This is a genomic window from Streptomyces sp. NPDC026589 (assembly GCF_040638385.1).
Classification (GTDB): domain Bacteria; phylum Actinomycetota; class Actinomycetes; order Streptomycetales; family Streptomycetaceae; genus Streptomyces.
Genome location: NZ_JBEZYG010000007.1, coordinates 316,941 through 342,745, shown reverse-complemented (window position 1 = coordinate 342,745; position 25,805 = coordinate 316,941). Strand labels below are relative to the sequence as shown.

General features: G+C 69.2%; 31 protein-coding genes and 1 pseudogene. 25 read left to right on the top strand and 7 right to left on the bottom strand.

Annotation, left to right across the window (positions count from 1 at the left end):
• Positions 1-12 precede the first annotated feature (12 nt).
• The 3 genes from AB0F29_RS15215 to AB0F29_RS15205 all read right to left on the bottom strand — a co-directional run bounded on the left by AB0F29_RS15215 (position 13) and on the right by AB0F29_RS15205 (position 2,277).
• Positions 13-693, bottom strand: coding sequence for a hypothetical protein (locus tag AB0F29_RS15215; RefSeq protein ID WP_361871841.1), 681 nt, complete (start codon positions 691-693; stop codon positions 13-15).
• Positions 693-1,010 (bottom strand): DUF6112 family protein, encoded by a 318-nt coding sequence (locus AB0F29_RS15210; RefSeq protein ID WP_361871838.1) that lies wholly within the window; start codon positions 1,008-1,010, stop codon positions 693-695. The genes AB0F29_RS15215 and AB0F29_RS15210 overlap by 1 nt, the downstream gene beginning before the upstream one ends.
• Before the next feature lie 136 nt (positions 1,011-1,146).
• Positions 1,147-2,277: an NlpC/P60 family protein gene (locus AB0F29_RS15205; RefSeq protein WP_361871836.1), complete on the bottom strand. Its 1,131-nt coding sequence runs from the start codon at positions 2,275-2,277 to the stop codon at positions 1,147-1,149.
• Positions 2,278-2,786: 509 nt separating this feature from the next.
• On the opposite strand from AB0F29_RS15205, the gene AB0F29_RS15200 reads away from it, so the two are divergent.
• The 23 genes and pseudogenes from AB0F29_RS15200 to AB0F29_RS15090 form a co-directional block, all read left to right on the top strand.
• Positions 2,787-3,542 carry a DNA methyltransferase gene (locus AB0F29_RS15200; RefSeq protein ID WP_361871834.1) on the top strand — a complete coding sequence of 252 codons (756 nt, stop codon included), beginning with the start codon at positions 2,787-2,789 and terminating at the stop codon, positions 3,540-3,542.
• Between the two features lie 203 nt (positions 3,543-3,745).
• A complete protein-coding gene (locus tag AB0F29_RS15195) occupies positions 3,746-4,384 on the top strand; it encodes a DUF4913 domain-containing protein (protein WP_361871984.1) in 639 nt (212 codons plus the stop codon).
• A complete protein-coding gene (locus tag AB0F29_RS15190; RefSeq protein WP_361871831.1) occupies positions 4,381-4,869 on the top strand; it encodes a hypothetical protein in 489 nt (162 codons plus the stop codon). The genes AB0F29_RS15195 and AB0F29_RS15190 overlap by 4 nt, the downstream gene beginning before the upstream one ends.
• Positions 4,866-5,570 carry a DUF3631 domain-containing protein gene (locus AB0F29_RS15185; protein ID WP_361871828.1) on the top strand — a complete coding sequence of 235 codons (705 nt, stop codon included), beginning with the start codon at positions 4,866-4,868 and terminating at the stop codon, positions 5,568-5,570. The genes AB0F29_RS15190 and AB0F29_RS15185 overlap by 4 nt, the downstream gene beginning before the upstream one ends.
• Positions 5,571-5,608: 38 nt before the next feature.
• Entirely contained in the window at positions 5,609-6,070 is a 462-nt protein-coding gene (locus tag AB0F29_RS15180) for a GNAT family N-acetyltransferase (RefSeq protein WP_361871825.1), read from the top strand.
• A complete protein-coding gene (locus AB0F29_RS15175; protein WP_361871823.1) occupies positions 6,067-6,747 on the top strand; it encodes a hypothetical protein in 681 nt (226 codons plus the stop codon). Before AB0F29_RS15180 ends, AB0F29_RS15175 begins: the two co-directional genes overlap by 4 nt.
• Positions 6,748-6,801: 54 nt before the next feature.
• Positions 6,802-7,521, top strand: coding sequence for a hypothetical protein (locus AB0F29_RS15170; RefSeq protein ID WP_361871821.1), 720 nt, complete (start codon positions 6,802-6,804; stop codon positions 7,519-7,521).
• A 197-nt stretch (positions 7,522-7,718) separates the two neighbouring features.
• Entirely contained in the window at positions 7,719-8,066 is a 348-nt protein-coding gene (locus AB0F29_RS15165) for an SH3 domain-containing protein (protein WP_361871819.1), read from the top strand.
• Positions 8,067-8,126: 60 nt separating this feature from the next.
• The gene (locus tag AB0F29_RS15160) at positions 8,127-8,585 is read left to right on the top strand and encodes a hypothetical protein (protein WP_361871817.1); all 459 of its coding nucleotides are present in this window, start codon (positions 8,127-8,129) and stop codon (positions 8,583-8,585) included.
• On the top strand, positions 8,582-9,007 hold the full coding sequence (locus AB0F29_RS15155; RefSeq protein ID WP_361871815.1) for a hypothetical protein: 426 nt from the start codon (positions 8,582-8,584) through the stop codon (positions 9,005-9,007). Before AB0F29_RS15160 ends, AB0F29_RS15155 begins: the two co-directional genes overlap by 4 nt.
• A 12-nt stretch (positions 9,008-9,019) precedes the next feature.
• On the top strand, positions 9,020-9,439 hold the full coding sequence (locus tag AB0F29_RS15150) for a hypothetical protein (protein WP_361871814.1): 420 nt from the start codon (positions 9,020-9,022) through the stop codon (positions 9,437-9,439).
• A gap of 30 nt (positions 9,440-9,469) precedes the next feature.
• Complete coding sequence (locus tag AB0F29_RS15145) at positions 9,470-10,369, top strand: winged helix-turn-helix transcriptional regulator (RefSeq protein WP_361871811.1); 900 nt, start codon at positions 9,470-9,472, stop codon at positions 10,367-10,369.
• Positions 10,366-10,881 (top strand): hypothetical protein, encoded by a 516-nt coding sequence (locus tag AB0F29_RS15140; RefSeq protein WP_361871808.1) that lies wholly within the window; start codon positions 10,366-10,368, stop codon positions 10,879-10,881. Before AB0F29_RS15145 ends, AB0F29_RS15140 begins: the two co-directional genes overlap by 4 nt.
• Complete coding sequence (locus AB0F29_RS15135; protein WP_361871805.1) at positions 10,878-12,119, top strand: MFS transporter; 1,242 nt, start codon at positions 10,878-10,880, stop codon at positions 12,117-12,119. Before AB0F29_RS15140 ends, AB0F29_RS15135 begins: the two co-directional genes overlap by 4 nt.
• A gap of 40 nt (positions 12,120-12,159) precedes the next feature.
• The gene (locus AB0F29_RS15130) at positions 12,160-12,498 is read left to right on the top strand and encodes a hypothetical protein (protein ID WP_361871803.1); all 339 of its coding nucleotides are present in this window, start codon (positions 12,160-12,162) and stop codon (positions 12,496-12,498) included.
• A 69-nt stretch (positions 12,499-12,567) separates the two neighbouring features.
• The gene (locus AB0F29_RS15125) at positions 12,568-13,779 is read left to right on the top strand and encodes an ATP-grasp domain-containing protein (RefSeq protein WP_361871981.1); all 1,212 of its coding nucleotides are present in this window, start codon (positions 12,568-12,570) and stop codon (positions 13,777-13,779) included.
• A gap of 41 nt (positions 13,780-13,820) precedes the next feature.
• Positions 13,821-14,696, top strand: a complete 876-nt coding sequence (locus AB0F29_RS15120; protein ID WP_361871800.1) for a DUF317 domain-containing protein — start codon at positions 13,821-13,823, stop codon at positions 14,694-14,696.
• A gap of 32 nt (positions 14,697-14,728) precedes the next feature.
• The gene (locus AB0F29_RS15115; RefSeq protein ID WP_361871798.1) at positions 14,729-15,199 is read left to right on the top strand and encodes a hypothetical protein; all 471 of its coding nucleotides are present in this window, start codon (positions 14,729-14,731) and stop codon (positions 15,197-15,199) included.
• A gap of 27 nt (positions 15,200-15,226) precedes the next feature.
• Positions 15,227-15,724: a hypothetical protein gene (locus tag AB0F29_RS15110; protein WP_361871796.1), complete on the top strand. Its 498-nt coding sequence runs from the start codon at positions 15,227-15,229 to the stop codon at positions 15,722-15,724.
• A gap of 49 nt (positions 15,725-15,773) precedes the next feature.
• A complete protein-coding gene (locus tag AB0F29_RS15105) occupies positions 15,774-16,805 on the top strand; it encodes a SpaA isopeptide-forming pilin-related protein (protein WP_361871794.1) in 1,032 nt (343 codons plus the stop codon).
• 452 nt (positions 16,806-17,257) lie between these two features.
• Positions 17,258-18,178: a hypothetical protein gene (locus tag AB0F29_RS15100; protein WP_361871792.1), complete on the top strand. Its 921-nt coding sequence runs from the start codon at positions 17,258-17,260 to the stop codon at positions 18,176-18,178.
• A 152-nt stretch (positions 18,179-18,330) separates the two neighbouring features.
• Positions 18,331-19,062, top strand: a complete 732-nt coding sequence (locus tag AB0F29_RS15095; RefSeq protein ID WP_361871789.1) for a hypothetical protein — start codon at positions 18,331-18,333, stop codon at positions 19,060-19,062.
• Between the two features lie 295 nt (positions 19,063-19,357).
• Positions 19,358-19,855: pseudogene (locus tag AB0F29_RS15090) on the top strand (IS5 family transposase); the annotation flags it as partial.
• 24 nt (positions 19,856-19,879) lie between these two features.
• On the opposite strand, the gene AB0F29_RS15085 reads toward AB0F29_RS15090, so the two are convergent.
• The 3 genes from AB0F29_RS15085 to AB0F29_RS15075 form a co-directional block, all read right to left on the bottom strand.
• Positions 19,880-20,032, bottom strand: a complete 153-nt coding sequence (locus tag AB0F29_RS15085; protein ID WP_361871786.1) for a hypothetical protein — start codon at positions 20,030-20,032, stop codon at positions 19,880-19,882.
• 579 nt (positions 20,033-20,611) lie between these two features.
• A complete protein-coding gene (locus AB0F29_RS15080; protein ID WP_361871979.1) occupies positions 20,612-21,505 on the bottom strand; it encodes a prolyl oligopeptidase family serine peptidase in 894 nt (297 codons plus the stop codon).
• Positions 21,506-21,638: 133 nt separating this feature from the next.
• Positions 21,639-22,571, bottom strand: a complete 933-nt coding sequence (locus AB0F29_RS15075; protein WP_361871784.1) for an alpha/beta hydrolase — start codon at positions 22,569-22,571, stop codon at positions 21,639-21,641.
• Positions 22,572-22,774: 203 nt separating this feature from the next.
• On the opposite strand from AB0F29_RS15075, the gene AB0F29_RS15070 reads away from it, so the two are divergent.
• Positions 22,775-23,680 carry a helix-turn-helix domain-containing protein gene (locus AB0F29_RS15070; protein ID WP_361871782.1) on the top strand — a complete coding sequence of 302 codons (906 nt, stop codon included), beginning with the start codon at positions 22,775-22,777 and terminating at the stop codon, positions 23,678-23,680.
• 167 nt (positions 23,681-23,847) lie between these two features.
• A complete protein-coding gene (locus AB0F29_RS15065) occupies positions 23,848-24,483 on the top strand; it encodes an NAD(P)H-binding protein (RefSeq protein WP_361871779.1) in 636 nt (211 codons plus the stop codon).
• Between the two features lie 64 nt (positions 24,484-24,547).
• Here AB0F29_RS15065 and AB0F29_RS15060 read toward each other — a convergent pair whose 3' ends face one another.
• Entirely contained in the window at positions 24,548-25,759 is a 1,212-nt protein-coding gene (locus AB0F29_RS15060) for a hypothetical protein (protein ID WP_361871777.1), read from the bottom strand.
• Positions 25,760-25,805 lie beyond the last annotated feature (46 nt).

Below are 25,805 nucleotides of genomic sequence, written 5' to 3'. Positions count from 1 at the left end.
TGGCGGGGTGGGTCACTGCGTGACGTTGGGGGCGATGGCGGCCAGGCGGCAGTCGAGGCTGGGTCGGCACTGCACGGCGAGGGTCACGGCGCGCTCCTCGGCTCCGCCGCCGCCCTTCTTCCACTCGATCTGCTGCCGCCCGTTGACGGTGACCACGTAGATGTACGCCTCGGTGATCGCGGAGGGGGCCTCGGCCAGGGCCGTCTTGAAGGCACCGGGGTAGTGGCCTTCGGTGGCCGTGCCGGTGGCGTGCTGGTCCTGGTCGGCCATGCGTGACCACAGCAGCGGGTCGGGCACCTGGCCGGAGACCGACGCCCAGTCGGCGTACTTGGTCTCCTTGGTCATCCACGCGCCCATGCCTGCGAGCTGCTGGTCACGGTCGGTGTCGCGGGTGTCGTACGACCAGAGCATCGCCGCTGCCGCCTTGGCGAAGGCGACCGGTTCGCTGATCTGCGGTGGCTTCGGGACCGAACCCGACCCGCCCGCAGGTTCCGGGGCGGCCTCGGAGGGTGAGGAACTGCTCGACGGGGACGGTGCGCCGGCGCTCTGGTCGCGCTCGCCGCGGCCGGTGAACCAGGCGGTGGTGGCGGCGATGATGAGCAGCGCGGTGATGACCAGGGCGAGGACCGCGACGCGCTTGTTGGCCGACCAGCTCACGCCGTACCCGGACAGGGAGAGGAATCGCTTCTGCATCACTGGATCTGCGACCCCAGGTTGGAGAAGAACGCGACGATTCCGTTGGCGGCGCCGAGGCCGAGCGCGGCGCCCGCGGCTACGACGGCGCCCTTCTTGCCGTTGGCTTCGGCCTGGTGGCCGCCGGTGTGGTGGCCCCAGGCCCATACGCCGAGGGACACGGCCAATGCGCCCACAACGGCGATGATTCCGAACAGATTGATGCTGTTGATGACATTCTTCAACACAGACAGGCCGGGCAGACCGCCGCCCTTGGGGGAGATACCTGGGTCGTAGGCGAGGAAGACGACGGCGCGGTCAGCAAGAGGTATGGGCATGGGTGTGGCAGGGCTCCTTGCGTACGCGGCCGGGCAGGGACCGGCGAGAGAGGTGAGCGAAGGGGGGAGTGGCGCGCGGGGCGCGAGAGGAGGGCCCGGCGGGGTCGCCCGGGGCGTGTCCGGGCGGCGCGCGGCGTCAGAGGACGCGGCGGACGGCGAGGATGTCCCAGTCCGTGAGCGGGGTGATCCGGACCGGCTTGGTGGTGCGCGGTGCCTCGATGACGAGGCCCTCGCCCATGTACATGCCGACGTGCTCAGGCCGTTCGGGGGTGCCGCGGCTGAAGACCAGGTCGCCGGGCTGGAGCTGGGCGGGCGACACGGCCTCGCCCTCGTGGACCTGGGTGTACGTGGTGCGGGTGAGCGTGACGCCGACCTGCGCGTACGCCTGCTGCATCAGCGAGCTGCAGTCGCAGCGCTTCATCGGGTCGGGGCCACGGGAATCGGTGCAGGACCCGCCCCACTGGTAGAGCGTGCCGAGCTGGCGCATCGCCCAGACGATGGCCTTGCGCGCCTCCGGATCGGCGTCCTTGGGGATCGAGAAGCCCTTCGGGACGCTCCCGGCGGGGATGCGGCCGAAGCGGGAGCCGTCCTGGTCCGGCGCGCAGCCGGTCGTGCCGGAGGAGGGCTTCGTGCCCTGGTCCGCTTTCTGCCCGCCGGTTTCGGTGCTGCCCGGGAAGGTCTTGACGATGGCGGACTGCAGGGTGGTGGCCAGGGTCTCCCACTGCGCGTACGCGTCCGGGAAGCCGGACAGCTGGACGGCTTGGGCGGCTTGGGTGACGGTCATCTGCTGCCAGCCGCTCACCTTGAGCAGACCCTTGTAGAACTGCTCGGAGGCGTAGACGGGGTCGCGGATCTGCTGGGCGGTGCCCCAGCCCTGCGAGGGGCGCTGCTGGAAGAGACCGAGGGAATCCCGGTCGCCGTAGCTGAGGTTGCGCAGTCGGCTCTCCTGCATCGCCGTGGCGAGCGCGATGACCTGCCCTTTCGCGGGGACCTTGAGGGAGAGGCCGGTGGCGACGATCGTCTGGGCGTGGGGGACCTGCTCGGAAGGAAGGTCCAGGCCCTCGATGTCCGCGTCCGTGCCGGACGCGCCGTCGAGGATTTTGGTGACCTGTTCGGCGACCTTGTCCGTGTCGAGGTCGGGCAGGCAGATATCGAAGGAGTTGCTTCTCTGCGCGGCGTCGGCGGCGGAGGCCATCACCATGCCCGTGCCGCCGATCAAGATCGGGATGCTGAGGACGACGCCGAGGCCGGCGGCTATGCCCTTCAATCCGGCCTGCCTCCCGGCAGACGGTCACGGGAAGCGGGCAGGGGAGGATGGAGCGATGTCACAAGCGGGTCCTTGGTGAAGCCCGGCGGCGCGTGCGTCGTTGAGGAAAGGGCGCGACGGCCGGGGTGGTGGGTAGATCGTGGCCCGGGTACACGGGGGCGAGTTGCCGCTCGCACCGGCACGGGGCGTCGGGTCAGGTGTGCCAGGACATGGGAAATCTCCGTGAAGGCGGGGACGGGATGTGCCATTGACGGTGTTCGTCGGGCAGTTCCAAAACAGTAAGGGCGGATCCCCGGTTGCCGAAATCGCCTCTGCCCAAGGCTCTGTTTCGGGGGTTTCGGCGTCGATAGCGCTCAACCGGGGATCGTGCCCTACAGTTTTGGCTCCTCCTCTCGCCCCCCGCTGCGCGGACTGCGGATCCTCCCTGCCCGTATTCGGTCCGCTGGGTCACATCCGGGCGAGCCGGAGCGTCTATCCCCCCGCCACCTGAACCGAATTGGGGTTCCTCTTTGCCTTTTTCCCTGCACCAGGGCGACGCCCTCACCGTCCTCAGTACTCTGCCGGACAACTGCGTCGACTCCGTGATCACCGACCCGCCGTACAACAGCGGCGGGCGGACGGCGAAGGAGCGTACCTCCCGGTCCGCGAAGCAGAAGTACACCTCTGCCGATGCCCAGCACGGCCTGCCCGACTTCACCGGCGAGAACATGGATCAGCGCTCGTACACACTGTGGCTGACGCAGATCATGACCGAAGCGCACCGCATGACGAAGACCGGCGGCACTGCGCTCCTCTTCACCGACTGGCGTCAACTCCCCGCCACAACAGATGCATTCCAGGCTGCCGGATGGCTGTGGCTGGGGCTCCTGACATGGCACAAGCCGCAGGCGAGGCCACAGAAGGGCAAGTTCCGTCAGGACTGCGAGTACATCGTCTGGGGCGCCAAGGGCAAGATCGACGCTGCCGCCAACCCGGTCTATCTCCCCGGGCTCTACAGTGCCTCGCAGCCCTCGGGTGCCAAGCGCCAGCACATCACCCAGAAGCCTGTCTCCGTGATGCAGCAGCTGGTACAGATCGCCCCGCCGGGCGGCACGGTGCTGGACTTCTGCGCCGGCTCGGGCTCCACGGGCGTCGCCGCCCTGGTGGAGGGCCGCGACTTCATCGGGGTGGAGAAGACCCAGCACTACGCGTCGATCGCGGCCGACCGGCTCACCGAGGCTCTCCAGCAGAGCCTTAACCAGGAGGACTTGACCCTCACGGTCTAGTGCATCTTCTGCCGGGGCGGCGTGGCTCGGAACGCGCTCTGTATGCGCCGCTCGTGCCGTGCGCAGAGTTATAGCAGCCCAGTCCCGGTTACCGAAACCGGGGATTATCCGGATGGTAGGAGCCGTAACTCACGCCCTATGCCTGCGGCTCAAGGAGGCCCTTTATCGTGCCTGAATCCATAAACCCCCCGGGCGACGGGGAGATGGAACCGGTCCGGCTTCCGGACTCGGACCTGGAAAGCATCGAGGCGAGCGTCCGCAAACTGCTGGATCAGTCTGCGGAGCAGGCCCGCCAGCTCGACAGCCTCGCCTCCATGCCACCGCCTGCGGACTCGCCGTTCGGTGCCTTCGGGATGCCGGGCATGTCAGGGTTCGCGGGCCTGCCGTCTCCGGCCGCCCCACCCGAGCCCCGCCCGATCCTTGAGCTGGAGGGCGAGGAGTACGAGGACGAACTGGACTCCCTGTCCGACTGGGTGGATGACTTCCTCGTCCGGGTCTACGGGGCGGAGGTCACGACCGCCGCCCCGTGGTGCGAGCAGTGGCAGGAACATCCCGATGTCGTCGCCTGGCTCCACGCACTATGGCTCGCCTACCAGCAGCACAAGGATCCGGAGGCGGGGCCAGCCGGTCTGTTCGTTTGGCACCGGGACTTCCTCACCCACGCCATGGCCACCGTGCGGGCGGCCGGCGGTCCGCTGTCCGCGTGCATGACCGATCCGGACCGGCCCGCGCACCGCCTGCTGCCCGGCCCGCCGCCTTCGCACCGGACCACCACGGCCGAAGAGCCCGAGGCGCCCGACGAGCCCGAGGAGAACAGCGAACTCGGCCAGGGCGACGGATGACGGGCCGCGAGGACCGGCCGGCCTTCGGCCTCTCCTTCGACCCTCGGGCCCTGACCGACCTGCTCCAAGCCCCCAGCGACATCAGGGACCTGGCCCTCGCCCAGCTCCAGGACCTGGTAGACGCACGCCTTTTCGGCAGCAAGCTCACCCGTGATCTTGTCGGATGCCGCAAGGTCTACGTCGATCACCGCAACGCCTGGCGCATCGTCTACGCCCAGCGTCCGGCGCCCGCGAACTCCACGCACACCACTGAGATCCACGTCGTGGCCGTACGCCCGCGCGCGGCACACGACGTATACGACACCGCCCGTGCCCGCCTGGGTTTCACGCGGCGCCCGCTCGGAGAGCGCACCCACGCTGCTCGTACCCGCTCGCCGCAGCTGACCACGCGCCAGCAGCCCGTACCCAAGCCCGGTCCACCGCCCTACGCGATGCCCGGCCTTCCCCGACCCGCCTCCCCAACCCTGAAGGGCCCTGTTCGTTGACGCAGTTCCCCACCCTGATCGACCAGATCGCCGCCGCCCTACTAGCGCCGGCCGAGGTCACCGAGAACCCGCACCACCGCGCCATCCTCGACGTGTTCGGCGAAACCCAGGAACTCGACCGACAGCTCGCCGAGCTGGCAGCCGCCGATCTTCCCGGGGTCAGCGCAGGCGAGCAGTTGGACACGCTGACCGACCTGCTCGTCGAGCGCATGGCAGCGGGGGCCGAGCTGAGCGCACTGCTGTCCACCTCCTGCTGCTGCGCTGCCGCGTACGAGCCCGACCCGCCGGGCGAGTACGACCCGGCGGAGGACGACGAGCCCGACTTCGACCCGGACTTCGAGGGCTTCGACGACTTCGAGGACCCGGAGGGCATGGACGAATCCGACGACCTCCACGAGGAGGCGGTCGAGGACTTCCTGTCCTGCCCCAGCCGCCCGCAGACCATCGTCCACGCCTGCCTCGATGTCTTCGACGACCACGGCTCCCCGGAGTACGTCAGCTCCGCGGAGCTGGTCGAGCGCCTGCGTGAACTGCCCGGTCACGCCGATCCGCGCTGGCGCTACGCCGACCTCAACGCTCTGCGGCTGTCCCTGATCCTGCGGCGCTCCCACGGCGTCCAGTCCCACCGGCCGCGGGCGGCCGACGGCAGCCGCTACCGGGCGTTCCGGCGCGCGGACCTGCTGGGCGCCCTCCCGGACTGACCCTGCTGACGCACCCCGCTCTCGCGCAGACCCGCCTAGTGACGGCGGCGGACGGGGACCTGGTCGCCGCCTTCCACGCGCAGTGCTCCGAGGCGAACCTGCTGCGCCGCTGGGGCCGGACCCGCCTCCTGCCTCGTGACCTGACACGGCTGCTCGACCAGGCGCGGTGCTGGATCGGGCTCGGCGCCGACGGACGGCCACTGGCCCTCGTCTGCGTCGGGCCCGTCAGCCGGGAACCAGGCGTCGCAGACCTCGGACTGCAAGTCGCCGACGACCGGCACCGTCAAGGCATCGGCACGGCCCTTGCCCGGCACGCATCGGCCGCCGCCCGCGCGCGCGGAGCGCACACCCTCACCGCGTTCACGCAGGCGTCCAACACAGCGATGCTCCGCCTCATGGACAGGCTGGGCCCGACCCGGCACACCCGCGACGGCGCGTACGTCGAGGTCCGCGTCGCTCTGGACGCGTCTGCTCCGGATCCAGAAACCCCTCCGCCATGACCTCATCCCCTCCCGACCGGCCCACCCGGACCGCCCTCGATCACCGGATCGAGACCGCGGTGGGCCGGAGCGTCGAGGAGCTGCGGCAGCACCGCCACGACGGCCTCCTCGACGCACCGCATACCGCCTTGGCAGATGCTCACCACGACCTCGTGGCGGCCGAACGGGATGTCGGCTTCTACCGCTTCCGGCTCGCCCGTCTCGCTTCCAGTGATCTGCCCGTGGACCAGGCACTGTTCGTGCGGATTGACCGCACCCTCGACCAGCTGGCGCAGGCCGCCCGACGGCGAGATGCCAAGCAGGTCACGGCAGCCGCCGCTCTGGAGCCGATCGAGGCTGGCGCTCCCCGGCAGGTGCCCCGACAGATCCCGACCAAGGACGTCGCGGCCCTGCTGGCCATCGCCCAGGGCGCCAAGCTCCACGAACATCTCGTCACCCACCGGCTGGCCGTGGCGACGCCCACGCGCACCCGCATCCCGTACGCCCAGCTCCAGCGCCTTGAGGCCAGCGGCTTCGTGGAGCGCGACAGCTCACACCCGGTGCAGGCCGGACAGCCCGTCACTCTCACCGACGCCGGCCGGGCCGTCCTGACCGGTCCCCACCGCGCTGGCGCTCCCGGGACCGCGCCCGCGCTACTACCCCCGGCCTTTCCAGCCGTTTCCCGTCCCCGCCGCTGAACGGCGCCGCGCGCCACGCGCACGGCGCCCAGGCGTCATCGAACGAAAGCCGCGATGCCCAGCTACGAACCCGACTTTCGTCTCGACGGATACGAAGCCGTCAACAAAACCGTCGCCGAACAGTTCTGGCAGCACATCGGCATCGAGCAGGACGATATGACCGTGCTCGCCGAACACCACAGCGCCGACGGCGAGCACAGCTTCTTCGTCATGCACAACCGGTCCGTCACCTGGGGTATCCCCGGGGAACCCCAGATCGCCGCCCTGCACCTCAAACGCGACCCGGCGACCCACACCTTCCGCTTCGCCAGCGAGATGCGTCCGCTGCCGTCCATGGCACAGTCCTGGCTCATCGCCCGAGGCTGCCCCGAGGAGGACATCCTCCTGCCCGACGACATGGGCACCGCCCCCGCGAACGACGGCACCCGCGAGCTGGAGAAGCGTCTGCGCAGTGACGGCGACCACTTCGCGCTGCTCACCAGCTACACGGGCGACAGCGAGCCCATGGAGACCACCGTGCTGCTGCGCGCCCTCGACGAGAAGGCGGCACTGCCGTTCCGGGTGCTGCTCGAACAGGTCGACAGCGACGCGTGGACCCACACCCTTCGCGAAGGCGGCTTCCCGACGTTCGAGGCCGCCACCCAGTGGTGGGAAGCGCACTGGAGCGGCGACAAGCCGCCGCTGCCCGCAGCCGCACCTGCGGCCCGGCGCACCACTGCTGCGGCGCCCGGCATGCCGGCCCGCCCCGCAATGCCGCGCGGACAGATCCGCTGAACTCCCGCCAGCGCACGGGCCTTTCTCTCCTCGCATCGGACGGAATGCCGCGAAGCGTGCGTGAGGTGGCGCGGAACATAGCACGCAATCCCCGGTTACCGAAACCGGGGATTCTGCGGACTCTTGTTCTCACCCCGTACGGCATCCGCCCGGGGTGGGTTCCGCATTCCCTCTCCATCGCAGTTAGGAAAAACTCCGTGCGCATTACTCGCGTTGTCGCAGCCACAGCGGCGTGTGCGGCGCTCACGCTGCCTGCCGTCACTGCTACGGCTGCCAACGCCGCAGTTCCGAGTGGTATCCCTGCCTCCGCCTCGTGCCGCAAGGCAGAGCCGTACAAGGTGCACGGGACCAGCGCGGTCACCCTTCGCTCGAAGGCGTCGTCGAAGTCGACTGCCGTCGGAGTCCTTTACCGGAGTCACAAGTTCACCGTCCACAAGAAGGCCAAGAGCGGCTCGTGGGCCTACATCACGGACAAGAAGTCCGGCGTAACGGGCTGGGTGTCCGGTACGTACGTCTACCGGACTGTCTACATGTGCCTGGACTGACCAACCGAGCCCCATTTCCCGTTCCTGCACCGGAATCCTCGAATTGAAGGGAGCGACGCTGTGCCCGATGCCAGCGAAGACGTGATGAGCGTCCTCACCGAGCGGATCGAGGACCGATTCCAGATGCCGCTCGCCGACCTGCGCCGTGCGGTTGAGAAGGCACCGCAGGCCAACCCCGAGGCGACCACCCTCGTGCACTGGTACGGCCTGCTCGCCGAAACGCAGCAGGCACTCGACACCGCGGAAGACGCGCTCGTCGAGGCCCTGGGCACTCAGCCGGCCAACGTACTCGACGATCCCGACATGGAGCTGGCCCACCAGGTCAACTCCGCTGTCGCTTCCCGTGACGGCCGCGCCATGGTCGTGAACTACCTCCTCGACCCCAATGCGCCCGGCAAGCGTGGCCCCGGCATGTGGCGCGGCGCGTCCCCCGCGGCCCGCCGGGCTCCTGCCCTGCCCACCTCCCCGCCCAGGCTGCCCAGCGCGCGGAACACGACAGCGAGAGGCGCAGCACGGTGAGCGTCATCGACACGTCGACCAGCCGCGATGCCGCATTGCAAGAAGCGTTCGGCGCCGAAGTGGACGTGCTGTACGCCCAGGCTGCACGAGGTGAGGCGAACGCCGTACTCCAGAGCGCACTGGAGCTGCGGAGCTTCCTCGCCGTCGCCGAGGAGCATCTGGAACGGGCGCACAACATCGCCGAGGCCGACGGCCGCATGGGCGAGCTGTCCAGCGCCGACCTGGACCGTCACGACCAGTGGATCGAGGCCGCTGTGGCCAGTTGCGACCTCTACGAGTCCGCCCTCGACGAGCTGCTCCTCACTACTCCGCCCAGCGACCCGAATGGTCCGCGCGCCGGGCCTAGACCCAAGGTCACCGCCACAGCTCCGCCCACCCCGGCCGGACCACGTGCCGGGGCGGTGCGGGCCCGACGCCCCTGAAAGCCATACCGATTGCCCCAGCCAGACGACCCCGCCCACGCCGTTTCCCAGATCGTCGCCCAGCGCATCGAGGCGCTGTACGGACAGCCGCTCGATGAGCTGGAAGCCCTCGCCGACGTCCCGGAGAGCACCTTGCTCGCCGCCCTGACCGGCAACCACAGCGCCCTGGCCTTCGCCGAACGGAACATCGCCTTCCAGCTGGATCGCCTGCGCGAACTCATCGCTCCCAAGAGGGAGATTGGCCAGTTCGACGCCGGCCACATCCTCGACTGCGCCCGCCGCATCGCGGAGTCCGTCGCCACCCGTGACGCCTACGCCAAGAGCACCGGCGCGGTCCTGGGCGGCCTGCGCCGCGCCACGTCCCTGGAGACCCAACCCCCGGCTTCGCCCGTTCCCACGGCCCCGCCGGCCGCCGTCTCCCGCACCCGCTGATCCACTCGTACCGCTTGAGGAGCCCATTCCTTGGCCACCACCGCGCCGACCCCCTCCGCATCGCACGACCTCTCCGGCGTCACCAAGACCCTGGATCTCCTCGCCCCGCGCTGGAGCGTGTGGGTGCTGATGACCCTCTCCTCGCAGACGCTGCGCTACGCCGAGATCAAGCCCCGGCTCCCGTGGCTCGCGGACGGCCAGCTCCACCCACGGTTGCGCCACCTCACCAGCGCCGGTGTCGTCGAACGTACGGAGTACGCGCCGCGCCACGTCACCTACGGCCTCACCAGCCGCGGTGCTGCGCTGATGCCGGTCCTCGCCACGATCGCTTCCTGGGGCGACACCTATCTGGAGAAGGGCCTGGTCGCCAACAAGGCCACTGGCGAGATGGAGCCCGAGCGGATTCCGCCGGCCCAGAACATCGATGATGCGCTCGCCCTGATCGCGCCGCGGCACGCCGCCCCGATCCTGTGGTCGCTCCAGGCCCGGGGCAGCGCGACCGCCAAGTCCCTGGCCACCGAAGCGATGCCCGGCTACGGGCTGACCGCCGTCTACAAGCCGCTGGAGCGCCTGGTCGAAGACGGCCTCATCACGGCCAACGGCTCCGGCGACTACCAGCTGTCCGCCAGCGGCCGGGCACTTTCCCCCGTGTTCCAGGCGATCTCCGCCTGGGCTGCCACCCCGCCCGCTGAGACCGATGCCCGCCGTTCTCGGGGGCAGGGCCTGGCCCCGTCGAACCGTTCCGGGCCCTGGGCGACCACCCCGTCGCGGCGTCCGGCCCCCGCATCTCCGGCAACTACCGCAGTACGGGCAGCCGGCCCCGCCCTGACCACTGCGTCGCCGAACGGCCCGGCGTGGAAGGCGGGCGACCTCTTCTCCCACCAGATACCCGCCCGTCCGATCTCCCCGGCGGGAGGTCCGCGCCGATGACCCGCGCCCTGCCCGACAGCCTCCTGAACGAACGCCGCGCGATTCGGACCCTCACCCTGCCGGGCCTGATTCGCCTGATCACCGAGATCGACGACAACGGGCCCATCAGCCACCGGTACGGCAGCCTGCAAGGTGCCTTCGGCGACCTCACTCCCGGGCAACTGCGCCATGCCATCGACACCGCCCGCGCCCTAGACCTGGTCCACTCCGACGAGACGACCCCCGACCGTTACCGGCTCACCGAGAGCGGCGAGGCCCTCGCCGAGGTCTACGACACCATGGCCCGCTGGGCACGAGCCCGCCAGTTCCCCGCCACCACAAGCGACTTCGTCACCCGGGTCCAACACACCCTCCAGCTCCACATCCGCGACCCGCACCCGAGCGGGCCAGCACTGGAGCCGTCGGCACCTCGTAACGCCCTGGCGGACTGGCTGCAGTCCAACCCCCGCGCTCTGGACCACGCCAATGCCCGCTCCTCTCAGGAGCCGGCGGAAGGCGGGCGCGCTGCGTGAAAACCCGTGTCGGACCGCGGCATGCCCGCCGCCCGGTCCCCACCCTGCTGCGCGGCATCTACCTGCCTCGCAGCATGGACTCCGGCGCGCTCGCCATGACCACGTACGGCATTCCGCTGCTGGTGTTCGCCACCACCAACTCCGCCGCACTGACCGGTCTCGCGTTCGCGCTGGAGTGGATCCCGCGCCTCGGCGCCTTCGCCCTCGCCGGAGCGATGACCGACCGCTACGGCACCACCCGAGTCTTCCGCCTCGCCTCCGGGACACGAGCAGTCGTCGTCCTGGCCGCCGCGCTGACCCTGCCCGAACTGCAGAGCGGTCTCAGCACCACCATCACGGTCATGGCGCTCGCCGCCCTGACCGGCGTGCTCACAGAGTTCTCCTACATCGCCGCCGAAACCGCGGGCGGCGTGGCCAGCCGAGCGGCGGGCGAGCGGGCCCACCGCGTGCAGTCCGTACTGCTCGGCATCGACCAGGTCGGCACCCTGGCCGGCCCCGCACTCGCCGGCCTGCTCCTGGAGCATGCCGGGCCATCCGGGATGCTCACCGCGACCGCCGCCTTCTCCCTGCTCGCCTGTGCGTTCTCTCCCCGGCAACCCGCCCAGCAGCGCACCACTGCTCCTGAGCCCATCCTCAAGGGGCTTCACACCGGCTGGACCACCCTCAAGTCGCTCCCCGCGCTGGCCTGGCTGATCACAGGGTTGACCCTCTCGAACCTGGCAGTCGGCCTCCTCCAGGCCGCGGCCCCGGTGATCGTGGTCAAGCAGCTCGGACACTCCAGCACAGACGTGGGCGTGATCTGGTCCGTAGCCGCCGCAGCAACACTGGTCACGGTCGCCGTCAGCCGGCGCGCCATCGACCGATGGGGCCTATGGCCGGTCGGTGCCCTCTCCGCCTTCATCGCCTCCATCGCCTGCCTGGCCGTTTCACTGACCCACACCTACACCGCGTACCTCGTGCTCATCGCGGTGCTCATGGCCAGCGAGGGCGCCATGACCGTCGTACTGCGCACCCTGCGCTCTCACCTCATCCCCGCCAAGGTGTTCGGCAGCACCCTTGCGGTGACGATCCTCGTCCTCCTGCTGCCCTTCCCCGTGGCCGGAGTCCTCATCGCCGCTGTGCCGCCCACCCTGCTCGGCCACGTGATCACCGGCTGCGCCGTCCTGCAGGCCCTCGGCCTCTTCATCTCCTTCGCGCGACTACGCGCCCTTCCCGGCCTGCGCACCTCCCTCGCCTGACCTGCCGGCCGCCCCGCCGCTCACCTTGGAGACCCATCCGATGCCCACGACCGACGCCACGGCGGCCCAGACCGTACGGCTGGCGCTCCGTCCCTCGCTTCGCGCCGGCTCCCGGCCCACGCTCACCGACCAGTTCCTGGCCTACGACTCCGAGCACCCCTACGTCTACCGAGCTCTGGAGCGGCTGACCGCCGAGCGGATCGCCGCCGGCGCCACCCGCATCGGGCTCAAGGGCCTCTTCGAAGGACTCCGGTGGCGGCTGCCCCAGGGCGTACGCGGCCTCAACAACAACTACACCGCCTTCTACGCCCGCAAGCTGATCGAGGACCACCCTCACTGGGCTCCCGCCTTCGAGCTGCGCCGCCGCCGCACCCCCTGAACCCCTGCGCGCCATCTCTCAACTACACCTCACCCAGACACCTTTGGAGCGCCCTTGCCCGCTCGCACCATCCTCGTAGTGACGACCTCCGGTCCGGAGGCGCAGGCGTACCGCGGCTACTGTCTCGAAAGCGTCGCCGCCTCCTACGACATCGTGCTGATCACTCCCGACGAGCCCACGTGGGAGGAGAAGGAGTTCATCAGCGACTTCGAGATCGCTGACCCCGACGACGCCGAGGCGCTCGCCCAGGCCGGCCAAGCCCTGGCCGACCGCCACCAACTGGCCGGCGTGGCGACGTGGACCGAGTGGTACCTCACCCAGACCGCCCGCCTCGCACGCCGGCTCGGCCTGCCCACGAACAGCCCGGAGGTGATGGAGGCGGCCCGCAACAAAGCCGTCGCCCGCACCCTGTTCGCCCGGCACGCAGTCCCCTCGGCCTCCTCCATGACCGCACGCACACTGCTGGAAGCGGCACTTGCCGCCGAGACCATCGGCTACCCCATCGTCCTCAAGCCCGCTGCCCGCGCCGCCAGCATCGGCGTCATCCGCGTGGACAGCGCGGAGGAGCTGCCCGCCGGCTTCGAGTTCGCCTCGGCCGGAGCGCGCGACGGTATCGAAAGCACCCACGTCCTGGTGGAGGAATTCCTCGACGGTCCGGAAGTGAGCGTCGAGTGCGTCACGTACCGCGGCCACACCACCGCGGTCGCCATCACCCGCAAGACCCTCGGTGACCCGCCGTTCTTCGAAGAGGTCGCCCACTGCGTCGACGCGGCCGACCCACTGCTCGCCCAGGTCGCCCCCGTCGCCGCGGCAGCCGTCAAGGCGCTCGGCATCACCGACGGCGTCCAGCACGTCGAGATGCGCCTGGTGAACGGGCGCCCACGCCTGATCGAGGTCAACGGCCGAGTCGGCGGCGACATGATCGGCCACCTCGTAAGCCTGGCCACCGGCGTCGACCTGCCCCGCGCCGCCGCCGACGTGGCCTGCGGACAGGCTCCCGACCTCACTCCGACTCACAGCCGGGCGGCGGCGATCCGGCTTGTCTACCCCGCCTACTCCGGCACCCTCACCGAGCGCCGCCTCGACGCCAACTTCCCCTGGCTCGAACGCGTCAGCTTCCAACGTGAAGTCGGCGACCGCCTCGTCCTGCCGCAGAACGGCGGCGATATGTACACCGCCCGCATCGGCTACCTGATCACTACCGGAGCCAGCGCCGCAGAGGCGCAAGCCCGCTCCACCGAGGCGTACCGGCACCTGGCCGTCCAGGTCACCCCCGCCTAGAGCCTCTCCGCGCGTCCGCCCCGACCCTCCCGGATGTCCCATTGACTGATCCCGACCTCGACATCGACGGCGATGTTTACGTCTTCCCCCGCTACCTGGCCGGCACCACCGGCATCGGCGACCCCGCCCTTGAGCCTCTGATGCAGCTCGGCTGGGAGCTGGCCCACGACGACCTCGGCAACGCCTACCTCAACGCCCCCGACCACAAGGTCCGTCTCGGCTTCCTGCCCGAAGGCGACGACGACGGACTGTGGCGGATCAATGCCTATGCGGATCGCTTCGGGCCGCCTGCCTGGGGCGTCAGCTTCAACGACAGCTGCCCCACCGAGTTCGTCACCTCCTTCACCACGGCCCTGGCCCAGGCTTACCAGGACGGGCCCGAGCACTACCTCGCACGGCCCGACCCCACGGATACCGAACTCGATGCCTTCAACGCGGTCGTTCCTCTGATCAACCGCGGCTGGAAGATCCAGCATCCAAGGTGGGGTGTGCTGGAACTGCAGACCCCGGACGGGATGGCCGGACTGGAATACGCCACCGGCCGGCTCGACGCGGAGAGGGAACTGACCACGCTGGAGGCCCGCTGGTACATGTGGGGCGGGCCGAAGAACGGATACGCCCGCTGGTACGCCACCGCCTCCACCAACACCCCCACCGCGCTGGTGAAGGCCATCACCCAGAGCGTGTCCGACCCCGCGCCGCTGCCGCGCTGGAAGGACTTCCTGTCGCGCGGACTGCGTGAGCACGCCCAGCTCGTGCCCGTCGCCCCGCCGCCCCCGGTGCCCACACCTCTCGACGTCCACCGCACCGCGTCGAGACGGCGTCCCGCGCTGACCACGCGCAGCGTCCCGCGCTGGAGCACCACGACGACCCCCTCGGCGATCTTGCCCGCGCGTCCCTCCCGCCCGCGCCGCTGACCTGCTGGATTTCCCTTTACCTGTGAGGTCATGTGTCCCTTCACGCACAGCAGTTTTTCGATGACATCCTCCAACTGCCTCTCCACCAGTACGCCGTCGTCGGTCATGCCCTGTACGCAGCCCCGCAGCCGAACTCACCTCTGCGGCTACGGATCGACTTCGCCCCGACCATCCGCAGCGACGAGTACAACGGACTGCGCCTGCGCGTCATCCACCCCGACCAAGGCGAAGTCGACACGGTCCTCCTCCGCTTTTCCGAGCACGGCACCTTCGAACGACGCGATGCCGCCCGCGCTCTTGTTGCCGGAATGGACGGCTACGCCGTCATCCGCGACTGGCACACCAGCGGGCCCGCCTGGGACGGCGCGGACGGCACGGGACTGCGCACCGTGATCGAGCAGTACGTCCACCTGTGGTTCCCGCCGCCTGCCGTGTCGCGACCGCCGGCTCGACCGGTCGCCCAGTCCACACCCACCCCCGGGGCTTCACCCCGCACCCGCTAACCAAGCAGCAGACGAGGAGAGTTTCGGATGGCGCCGCCGCGCTGGCTCCCACCCCACCGAAGACAGCCGCCCACGACCCCTTCGGTTCCTGCTCCGCCACCGCCGCCGGGCCCGAACGGCTTCTGGATCACCGACCCGGATTTCCGCGACCGGTTGCACAATGCGACGCTGATCCTCCTCGACATCGTCGAGGACTGCCTCAACGATGACGACGTGTCGCTCACCGGAGTTCTCGGCGGCGCCCGTGACCACGCCGAGCACATGCTCGGCATCCCCAGCAGCTACGGCGTCCTGGCCGAAGCCGAGGCCGGCGCGCAGATCGTGCAGGCCGCCGGCCTCGACGCCGGCTCCCCGTTCGGCCTGGCCCTAGCCCAGGGCCTCACCGGTATTGAGCAGTTGCCCGTACAGCAGCAACAGCAGCTCGTCCGTGCCGCAGCGCGCAGATACGCGATCACCGCGCCTTCGCGTACACCGGCTGCCCCGGCGACAGTACCCCGGCGTCCGGAGCCCGGCCGCTCCCGCTGAATCACCCCCCGCTCCACCAACCGTACGCGTCCCCTTGGAGAGTCCCTTCTTGCGTATCCGCTCCGTTCGCACCCTTCCAGCCGCCGTCGCCGTCGCCGCCACGGTGGTCGGCAGCAGCCTGTCGTGGGCTCCGGCCGCCTCCGCCCAGAGCACCGAACCCACCCCGTCCACCTCCGCGACCTCAACCCCGAAGAACGCGGCCGAGACGGAGTCCGGCGGGGTGGCCATCCTGAAGACAGACCCGGGTGGCGACGTCCTCGCCGGGGCGGCCTTCACTCTCTTCAACTCCGCGGGGAAGGAAGCCGCCAGCGGCAAGACCGACGCCCAGGGGCAGCTCGCCCTGAAGGACCTCACCCCCGGGGTTTACCGCCTCAAGGAGACCTCCAGCGGCAGCCCGCTGCATGCCACCGTCGATGATCAAGACGTGATCGTCACCCCTGGTGTCGACACGCCACTGACGATCGTCGATCCGTTCAAGGACGCCTCGGTCCTGCTCAAGGCCAAGGACGACAAGACGGGCAAGCCACTGGCCGGTTCCGTGGTCAACATCGGCAGCGGCGACAAGACCCTCCTGACGCTGACCACCGGTTCTGACGGCACGGCAAGCGGCAAGCTGCCGACCAACTCCCGGACCAGCAGCAACTTCTGGGTCAAGCAGATCAAGGCACCCGACGGCTACGAGATCTACAAGCCCTCGAAGACGTTCCAGGCCAAGCCGGGCGATCCCGTGACCGTGACCGTCACCAACGCCAAGACCGCCACCACCCCGCCGCCCACGCACAAGCCCACCGACAAGCCGACCGAGAAGCCCACCGGCCGACCGAGTGAGAAGCCCACCCCCGACAAGCCCGGCAAGGACGAGGCCACTCCGACCCCGTCGGTCCCGGCCACGGACACCCCGACCACCCACGAGACCACGTCGAGCACCGCGGCTCCCGCCCCAGCGGGCTCACTCGCGCACACCGGCGCGGACGCCACCCCCTGGCTCATCGGCGGAGCCGGAGTGCTGGTCGCCGCCGGCGGAGGTGCCCTCCTCGCCGCCCGCCGCCGTCGTACGGACGACTCCGCCGAGAACAGCTAAACAACCCGCCGCTACCACCATGAAGGCCCCCGGAATCACCATGATTCCGGGGGCCTTCGCACGGTGTGGGCAAGGCAGGGGGGCGCGTCCAGTGCTTCGTCCGGTCACGCGGCCTCGGTTCTCTACTCAGTCAGCACGAGGAGACGGAGATGTGGACCAGTCGGAGAACCTCGTGGACCAGCCCGCCGGCCAATGAGGCGGAAGCGGCGTAGAGCGCTGCTCGCCCAAGGCCCTCGACGAGACGGTGTCGGGCTCGGCGCCGCTTCGGGGTCCGGCGTTGCGTACGGTGGCTCATGACGGTCTCCGTTCAGGGGATGAGTCGGCTGCCCCCGCACCGGGTGTTCCTGGCAGGGATACGGTGCGGGGTGCAGTTTCTGCTGGCCCCTAGCCTTATGGCTGACGCGTGCGGAGAGCAGCTCCTGAGGGTCGAACCTCGATGTAAGTTCGGTGCCATGGACGGAAATCGGGCCACCACGTCGAGTGAAGGGACCGCAGCCGATCTGGTCGCCGACGCGCTGGCGCTGGGCGTGAAGGCCAGCCCCCGGATGGTGACCTCCTGGGTCGAGGACGGCATGCTGGCCAGCCCGGAACCGCGCAAGACCAGCGCTCACGGCAGTGATCCGCGAGTGTTCCCACCCGAGCAGCGCGAGCTGTTCAGCAGACTCCTGGAGGCCCGGGAACGCTCCCCGCTGGGGCGCATCCCGCAACGCTCCCTGATCCGTGTCGTGCTGTATCTGTGGCTGATCGACGACACGATCGTGCCCACACCGCAAGCACGCCGAGCCTGGCGCACCCATGCGCGCGCCACAGGGAAGACGAACGCCGCCCGGCGCAGCGAGAACGTCCGTGCCGTTGTCGAGCAGCTCGCCCACCCGTCTGCCACTCTCAAGCAACGGCGCGCTGCCCACCTCGTCCTTGAGGAGGGAGAGCGGACCGGGCAGATCGATGTCGACAGACTGACGTCGGTCCTCACGGAGCTGTACTCGCCCTGGCCGACCCAGCCGGGTATGCCGAGGATTGAGCGAGCCCTTCCCGGCCCGTTCGGGCCGGTCTCCGTCCAGCACCACATCGCCACGTGGCGAGCCCGCCAACAAACAGTCCGCCGCCTGCGGCACGAGGAGATCGACGAAACCGAACTCGACCGAGTACGGGCCGTCTACCGACCGATGTGGGCTGACTACCAGGCCCGCCGACCCGCCATGGCGACTCTCGACGCCGGAGAATTCGCCGCGCACTTCGCAGAGCCCGACACCATGGAGGGCCGCGCGATCGAGGCCGTCAATGCCTTCGTGGGAACCCTCGCAGGCGAACTCGGCCTGATCGAAGCCGCGTCCCACGCCGCAGAGACAGCACGCCTCAGATTGGTGCGCTGACGGACACCGCACACCAGCGCCGCTCCGCGGCCTCGATGTGCCACGCGCTCGCCCGGGGATCTCGGGCGACGCTCGGCACCACGGCCGCAGGGCGTAATGCTCAGGAGGTATCCGATTCCCGGGCTTCCGCACTACGCGTCTAGGTTTGTCGGGTGAGCACGCGGCCCCAGCTTCCAGGCGACCCCTCCGACCTGTACCTGCGCATCTCCTACGACGACGAACTCGGTGACACCCCGCAGGCCGACACGTTGGAGCGATGGCGCGTGGCCATCCTCCACCGTCAGCGCGTGCACGAAACAGACGAGGGACCGGCGTCCACGGGCAACTGCTTCACCTCGGATTGCCCCTCGTGCACGGTCGAGGACGCGACCGTCGGGTCGATGACGTTCTTCCGGGTGCACCTTGACCGCGGGAAGAACGCGTACTGGGCCATGGAAGAGGAGTCCGAGGAGCTGTACGAGACCGCCCAGGCCCTCCTCGACCCCGAGACAGGCTGGTTCACCAGTGAGGTCAGCGGGTTGCTGGAGTACGTCGGCTCAGCACTGCTCGTCATGGACCGGGTGACCCTGGCTCCAGCGTGGCGCGGGCAGGGCCTGGCGGCCGTGCTGGGCTGCGAGGTGATCCACCGGCTCATGGCCGGCTGCCGGGCCGTCGCCTGCTCGCCCGGCGTGACCGACCTCAGCAGCCCGCAACTGACCGACCGGTCCGAATGGGACCGTGTGAATGCCAAGATCGCCCGAGGGTGGGAGAGCCTCGGCTTCCGTCTCTACCGAGACAATGTCTATCTCCTCTCGCCGACCTCGCCAGATCTGGAACAGGCACGTGGCGTCCTGCGCGGTCGGCTTGCCGAACTTGGTGCGTCCTGGCGGACCGGCCCATCATGAGCGGCGACGGGACGCTCCCCCGACGTGGTCCGGCGGCTCCCGCGGCGGCGGAGTCTCCATGGATGTGCGGCCCGGCGGAGTGGTGACCACTCAGGGTCGGCAGCGATCGTTCTGTGCCGCCTGCGCAGTGCGTGTGCGCAGTAGATGCCAGCGCTGCTCTGCATAGTGGTTGCGGTCTCGTATCCGCCGGGCCTACCGCAAAGGTATGGGTTGGCTGGGGCGGTGGCGTGGCATGAGGACCCGTTCACTCTTTCGGGGTACGGGCCTCTCGCCTGAATGGGCGACGCCCCGGCACCACCGCCCCGATGAGGGACTCGGACGGTCCCGGGGCGGCCTGACCTGCAAGATCCACCTCGCCAGCGAAGGCGGTTGCCGTCCCATGGCGCTCCTGCTCACGCCGGGTCAGTGGGGCGATGCCCCGCAGATGGTCGAGGTCCTGGACCGGATACGGGTTCCCCGGCCGCTGGGCGGACGGCCCCGCACCCGGCCGGATCACGTCAGCGGCGACAAGGCTTACAGCTCACGCCGAAACCGGCGCTACCTGCGAAGACGCCACATCCGGCACACGATCCCGGAACCGAAGGGCCAGCGGGCCAACCGCCGCCGGAAAGGCAGAGGAGGCGGCAGGCCGACCGGCTTCGACCGCGACCTCTATCGGCGCCGCAACGAGGTAGAGCGGACCATCAACCGGCTCAAGAACTCCCGCGCCGTCGCGACCCGTTACGACAAGCGGGCGTATGTCTTTCACGGCACCGTGCCCGCCGCGGCAATCAGGCTCTGGATCCGCCCGTGATCCGCCGTACCGACCCCATGGGCGTCATGCGAACTGCGCGGTGGCATGCGGCTCTCTGGCCACGGTCCAACCCGTGGTTGCAGCTTTCAGGGAGTCGGTCAGGCGTTGGCGGGTGCGGACGAGGATGACCGCGGTGGCGATGAGGACGAGATCCAGGGAGGCGAGCGGGGCAGCCACACGGCGGGCGGTGCGAACGCTGCCACACAGATCACTCGCCAACTCGCCGCCATCGACTGCTTTCGACGCACTGTGGGTCCAGGTTTGTGTGCAACGGAGCAGTTGGCCTCATCAGCACTGCGGGGCGCACGCCCACAGTTCGGTGGGTTCGGTGAGGAGCCCCGTCCGGGCGGTGAATGTCCCCAGGGAACGGTCCGTGATCAGCCGCGTGCCGCATAAAGCACACCGCCAGCCCTTGGCCTGGTCGAACGTTACCCGCTCAAGATCGACGCCGAGCAGCTCGGAACGAGGGGCTTGGGAGGAGAACATCGCGTCAGGACTCCAGATCAGCGGGGTGGATGGACCACGAAGAGGTCGCGAAACTCGGTGGTGAGGGAGGCCGGGGTCCGGCGATACGCGAACGGCATGCGCCTGGTACCGGACGCCGGGGCCGCCCCGTCCGCTCGGCGGGCCGGACGGGCGCTTCAAGGTCTCGCCGTAGCGGCTCGTCCTCACGGCCCACGTAGCGGTCCGCGTCACGATCCGCCGTGTCCGGTGAAGCCGATCCCGGCGGGCAGACGGGCGGGGCGGCCCTGCACGTCACGTGAGGTGGGTGGTGAACCAGTCGATCATTCGGCCGGGGTTCTCGGGGAAGTGGTTGTAGCCGTCGAAGCGGCGGGTGGTCCCCTCGATCCAGTGCAGCTTCTTGTCGTCGGCGGCGAGGTTGTCGTAGATGTTCTGGACGTCCTCGGGCCGGGTGCTGGAGTCCTGGTGGACCTGGGCGATGAGCGTGGGTACGCGGACGTCCTTCGCGTATTCCAGCGGGGAGAGCTCGTCCAGGTCGAAGCCGGTCAGGTTCTTGAGTTCTGTCTCCAGCAGGCCGATCCCGCCGGGGACCTGGGCCAGGGCGGTCTCGGCGAGCGCGCGCAGGGACACGGGCTGGACGGCGACGAGGGCGCGGACGCCTTCGAACTCCTCGGGGTGCCGGGACATCGCGACGATGGTGGAGTTGGCCCCCAGGCAGCGGGAGAGGAAGCCGATCCGGGTGTTGTCGATGCCCATGCGCTCGCGTCCGTAGCGCACCGAGCCGATCACGTCGCGGTATTCGAACTGGCCGATGCCGACCAGGCCGCCGTTGGCTTCGCCGCTGCGGCCGTGGTTGCGCAGGTCGTAGGCGAGGACGTTGTAGCCGGCGTCGTGAAGGTTCTTGTAGTCGGGCAGGAAGTTGATCTCGAAGTCGGCGAACGGGGTCGCGTACTGAGGCAGGTGCCCGGGGTAGCCGTAGCGGTTGGCCGGCATCGGGTGGTTGGCGATGACGAGCTTGTCGGAGTCGGCCGGGATGAACCAGCCCTCCAGCGGGGTGCCGTCCTGCGAGGGGAACGTGACGTCCTCGTAGGAGAGTCCGTACTCGTCGGGGCGGCGCAGGACCGGGACGCGGCGGGTGTGGGCGAACCCCTGGGCCAGGCTCGTGGCGATCGTCTCGGGTGAAGGCATGCTCACGGGTGGCTCCCGGTAGGTCGTGCGGCGAGGGCCGGCCCGGCCGAGCAGCGCAAAGCCGCTCGGCCGGGCCGGAGAGTGCGGTCTGCGGGCGCGGTCGTCCCCGGTGAAGACGGCGGGGACGGGCGGCTCAGAGGTGCTTGTTGAAGAACGGGATGAGCGCGTCGAGTGCGGGTCCGACGGCTTCGGGCTTGTCGTAGAGGTCGTAGTGGGAGACGTCCGGGATCACCAGGACTTCCTTGTCCTTCGAGGCGGCCTTGTCGAAGACCTCGAAGGCGTCCCGGTAGGCGCCGAACTCACCCGGCTTGTTGCCGACGACGAGCAGCAGGGGCTGGGTCAGCAGCTTGTCCGCGAGGTGGTAGGCGTCGAACCAGACCGTCGGCGCCATGGAGGAGAACGACCACAGGTTGGTTCCGTTCGGGTGGGCGCCCCGGGGGGTCTTGTAGTACTCGGTGGCTTCCGCGACGTCGATGTGGAGGGGCGGAACCATGCCGAGCTCCTTGGCCTTCTCCACCGACGGCGGCAGGGAACTGTCGAGCCGCTGCTCACCCCCGCGGGCCTCGACGGTGCGCTGGGCCGAGATGGCCTCCAGCGTCTTGACGGCCGCGTCCGGCGACATGTCGCCCTGGCGCAGCAGCCGGCCCAGGTTGACTCCGGTGACCGTCGCGACCGCCTTGAAGCGGCGCTCGGTCATCGCGGCGGCCCAGGTGTAGCCGCCGCCGGCGCACATGCCGAAGACGCCGATACGGTCCTCGTCGATGTAGTCGAGGGTGACGAGGTAGTCGGCGGCGCAGCGGAAGTCCTCCACCCGCCACGTCGCGTCCTCCAGCTGGCGGGGCTCGCCGCCACTGCCGGCCTGGAAGGAGGCGTCGAAGGCCAGGACGACGAAGCCCGCCTCGGCGAACGCCTTGCCGTACACCGACCCCGAGGTCTGCTCCTTGCAGCTGCCGACCGGGTGGGCACTGACGATGGCCGGGTACTTCCGGGCGGGGTCGAAGCCGGGCGGGAAGTGAATGTTCGCGGCGACGTCCACGTGCTTGTTCTTGAAAGTGACGGTTTCCACGGCTGACGCCTCCTGAAAAGCGATGTCGTTCCGCGAGAATGACCGGGACGCCGAAATAGCGCAATCCAGCTGACCCTCTTCTCCGCGGCAATCGGATCTGCGGTGATTCCACCGTCACACATCCACCGGCCGCCGTGCAGGGTAAGGATCCCTACCCCCCGGAAGAACCGCTTCCCGGGTGATCACGGCACTACTGTGGGGGCATGGGCAGGGACGCGAACACCAACGAGCTCGGGCAGTTCCTCAAGGCGCGACGAGCCGAGCTGATCCCCGAGCATCTGGGGTTCACCGATGACGGACGGCCGCGCCGCGTCCCGGGGCTGCGCCGTGAAGAAGTGGCCCAGCTCGCCTCGATCAGCGTCCAGTACTACACCCGCGTGGAGCAGGGCCGCCTCAAAGCGTCCGCGCCGGTCCTCGCGAAGCTGGCCGACGTGCTGCGCCTCGACCACGACCAGCGGACCTACCTCCTCGAACTGGCCGGCAAGGACGCCCCCCGACCCCAGCGGCCCGCAACCCAGAAGGTTCGCCCCCCGACCCGGCGCCTCCTCGACGCCCTCGGCTTCCCCGCGATCGTCCTGGGCCGCCGCATGGACATCCTCGCCTGGAACCCCCTCGCGGCAGCCCTCCTCACCGACTTCTCCCAGCTCTCCGCGAAGGAGCGCAACTACGCCCGCCTGGTCTTCTCCGACTCCGAGGTCAGGGCGCGCTACAAGAACTGGCAGGCGATAGCGCCGGACTGCGTGGCCTTCCTGCGCATGGAAGCCGCTCGCCACCCCGACGACCCCCGCCTGAGCGAACTCGTCGGAGACCTGTCGATAAAAGACCCGCACTTCCGCCGGTGGTGGGCCGCCCACAACGTCGCCGCCCAGACCGCCGGCGTGAAGAAGATCGACCACCCGCTCGTCGGCGAGCTCATCCTCGACTGGGAAACGCTCGCCTGCGCCACCGACCCCGACCAGCAACTCGTCGTCTGGAGTGCCGAACCGGGCACGCCCAGCCACGAAGCACTGGCCTTCCTCGCCTCCTGGGCCGCCACCCACACCACGGCCGCCGTCCAGGAGGAACACCCCGAGAAGCCGGAAAGCGCGCGCCGCCACAGAGGCCACTGAATTCGCTCCACACGACGACCGCCGCCAGGCCGTCTGCATAATTGACGCGCCCACTATCGCTCCCGTCCTGTTCAAAGGGGTAGGAATTCTTACCCTCCCGAATTCTCCCGCACCGTGTCACGGTGGACTCGTAGAGAAAATGTCGAACCTGTAGGGAGCGTAGGGGAATGGCAACCAAGGTCCTGATCCTCGGAGCCGGAGGGCAGATCGCCCGACGGGCAGTGGAAATCCTGGAAAACGAAGACGTCGAACTGGCACTGCTGGCCCGCAGCCGTGACCGTATCGCGCACGTGCCGACCGGAGCGCACGTCATCGAAGGCAATGTCCTGGACACCGAGGTACTCGGCAACGCTGTGCGCGGGCAGGACCTGGTCTACGCGAACCTGGCCGGCGATCTCGACGCCCAGGCGGAACACATCGTCACCGCCATGCGGAACGCCGGCGTACGACGCCTGATCTTCGTCACCGCCCTCGGAATCTACGACGAGGTTCCCGGTGCGTTCGGCCGCTGGAACACGGAGACGATCGGCGCCCCGGTCCTGGCCACCTACCGTCGCGCCGCGGAAACGGTCGCGGCTTCGGGCCTGGATTACACGATCCTGCGGCCCGCGTGGCTTTCGGACGAGGACGAGATCGACTTCGAGACCACGAACCGGGACGAGCCCTTCAAGGGCACGGTCGTGTCCCGCAAGTCCGTGGCCGCGCTCGCCGTCGAGATCATCAAGGACCCCACCAAGTGGGTGGGCGCGGACCTGGGAGTGGACAAGCCCGGCACGGACGGTGAACGTCCCGTCTTCGGCTGACGCGCCCACCTCGGCCCATGCCCTAACCAATGGTCAGAAGGTCACATGATCCGCCGGACAAGCCCTAGGCGGTCACCGTCCACGGGCAGTTCGGCAGGTTCGCTGCGAACCACCCGTCCGCCAATTCCAGCACCCGGTCAATATGCGCGGCATCGAAATACTCGGAGCCCATCACCGGACGGATGCCCTGGCTGGCCAAGCAGTCCAGGACATGTCGCTCGACATCGCGAGCTGAACCAACGGGCAGGTCGGATATGAACCTGCGGACTTGACCCAGACCGTGCTGGATGCGGTGGGTATCAAGCCGGCCTCGCCCGTCACCCGAGGAGATCCCGGGCTTCACCATGGCCCCGTCGGTCACCACGTAGTACACGGTTGGTTCGGGGCGAACGCCCGCTCCGCTGCATCGGGCGCACAGCAACTCGCGCTTCAACCCGGTGTTGATGCTCACCGAGGTCAGGTGCCCGGCAACGCAGCACAGGCGCACAGTCTGGAGGATCCGGTCCGACATGACGTCCAGGATCATCACGTTCTGCTCGCGGGCGCGGCGCCTGAACTCAACGAGCTTGGGTGTCTGAGAGATGCGGCGACACGTAGCGCAAGGGTCGTCCACGTTGCCAGGACCTGTTGTGGATCCGTAGTTACCCTCCGGCAACCGCCCGGGGGTAGGTGAATCCATCGGCATGGTGAAATCACGCCAGGTGCGTTCGTGCCCGTAGTTGCGCCCGTAGCCTGGCGCGCGCTTAGGGGTACGTGGATCTATCGCGGTGATGGTGAACTCATGCCCGTGCAGGCAGCGAACCTTCTTTGCTGGCAACCCGTTGCGGGATGTGGCGTCGGCCAGGATGCGGAGATCGGTCTCGATAGCGTAGGCAGCGAACGACGCATGGGCGGCTTCTTCCCACCGCTTCCGCGCGCAGTGCTCGCACTCCTCCAGCGCCATGGGGAAGGATGCCAGATTCGTCGTTCCCGGCACTTCCATGTGCTTCATCTCTGCATCCAGGAGGAACACGCTCCCCTCGGGTGCCCGGACGATCGTGCTGCCGAGTGTGGGGTGCAGTGCGGTCACGGGGGTTACCTGAGTCGTATGTCCCGCGTCGCAGGACAGCGTCACGTGGTCCAAGATGCCGCTCGGCTTGCTCCGTACCTTCCAGCCCAGTTCGTAGGCCCGCGTGGTGAAGAGCGCCACGACGGCCGCCTCAGCACGGGCAAGCAGCCGGGCAGAGCGCAGCGTGTCCTCCGGCGAAGGTGCGGCGCTCCGTGTGTCGTCACTCAAGTCGTCCCCCATCTCAACGGGCGCGTCGGCTGCGCGAGCGCCTAGA

Bases quoted from the DNA above. Each gene is read 5' to 3' on its own strand.
- AB0F29_RS15215 (WP_361871841.1), bottom strand. From the start codon at position 693: ATGCAGAAGCGATTCCTCTCCCTGTCCGGGTACGGCGTGAGCTGGTCG.
- AB0F29_RS15210 (WP_361871838.1), bottom strand. From the start codon at position 1,010: ATGCCCATACCTCTTGCTGACCGCGCCGTCGTCTTCCTCGCCTACGAC.
- AB0F29_RS15195 (WP_361871984.1), top strand. From the start codon at position 3,746: ATGGAACCGGTCCGGCTTCCGGACTCGGACCTGGAAAGCATCGAGGCG.
- AB0F29_RS15190 (WP_361871831.1), top strand. From the start codon at position 4,381: ATGACGGGCCGCGAGGACCGGCCGGCCTTCGGCCTCTCCTTCGACCCT.
- AB0F29_RS15175 (WP_361871823.1), top strand. From the start codon at position 6,067: ATGACCTCATCCCCTCCCGACCGGCCCACCCGGACCGCCCTCGATCAC.
- AB0F29_RS15170 (WP_361871821.1), top strand. From the start codon at position 6,802: ATGCCCAGCTACGAACCCGACTTTCGTCTCGACGGATACGAAGCCGTC.
- AB0F29_RS15140 (WP_361871808.1), top strand. From the start codon at position 10,366: ATGACCCGCGCCCTGCCCGACAGCCTCCTGAACGAACGCCGCGCGATT.
- AB0F29_RS15130 (WP_361871803.1), top strand. From the start codon at position 12,160: ATGCCCACGACCGACGCCACGGCGGCCCAGACCGTACGGCTGGCGCTC.
- AB0F29_RS15110 (WP_361871796.1), top strand. From the start codon at position 15,227: ATGGCGCCGCCGCGCTGGCTCCCACCCCACCGAAGACAGCCGCCCACG.
- AB0F29_RS15100 (WP_361871792.1), top strand. From the start codon at position 17,258: ATGGACGGAAATCGGGCCACCACGTCGAGTGAAGGGACCGCAGCCGAT.
- AB0F29_RS15080 (WP_361871979.1), bottom strand. From the start codon at position 21,505: ATGCCTTCACCCGAGACGATCGCCACGAGCCTGGCCCAGGGGTTCGCC.
- AB0F29_RS15070 (WP_361871782.1), top strand. From the start codon at position 22,775: ATGGGCAGGGACGCGAACACCAACGAGCTCGGGCAGTTCCTCAAGGCG.
- AB0F29_RS15065 (WP_361871779.1), top strand. From the start codon at position 23,848: ATGGCAACCAAGGTCCTGATCCTCGGAGCCGGAGGGCAGATCGCCCGA.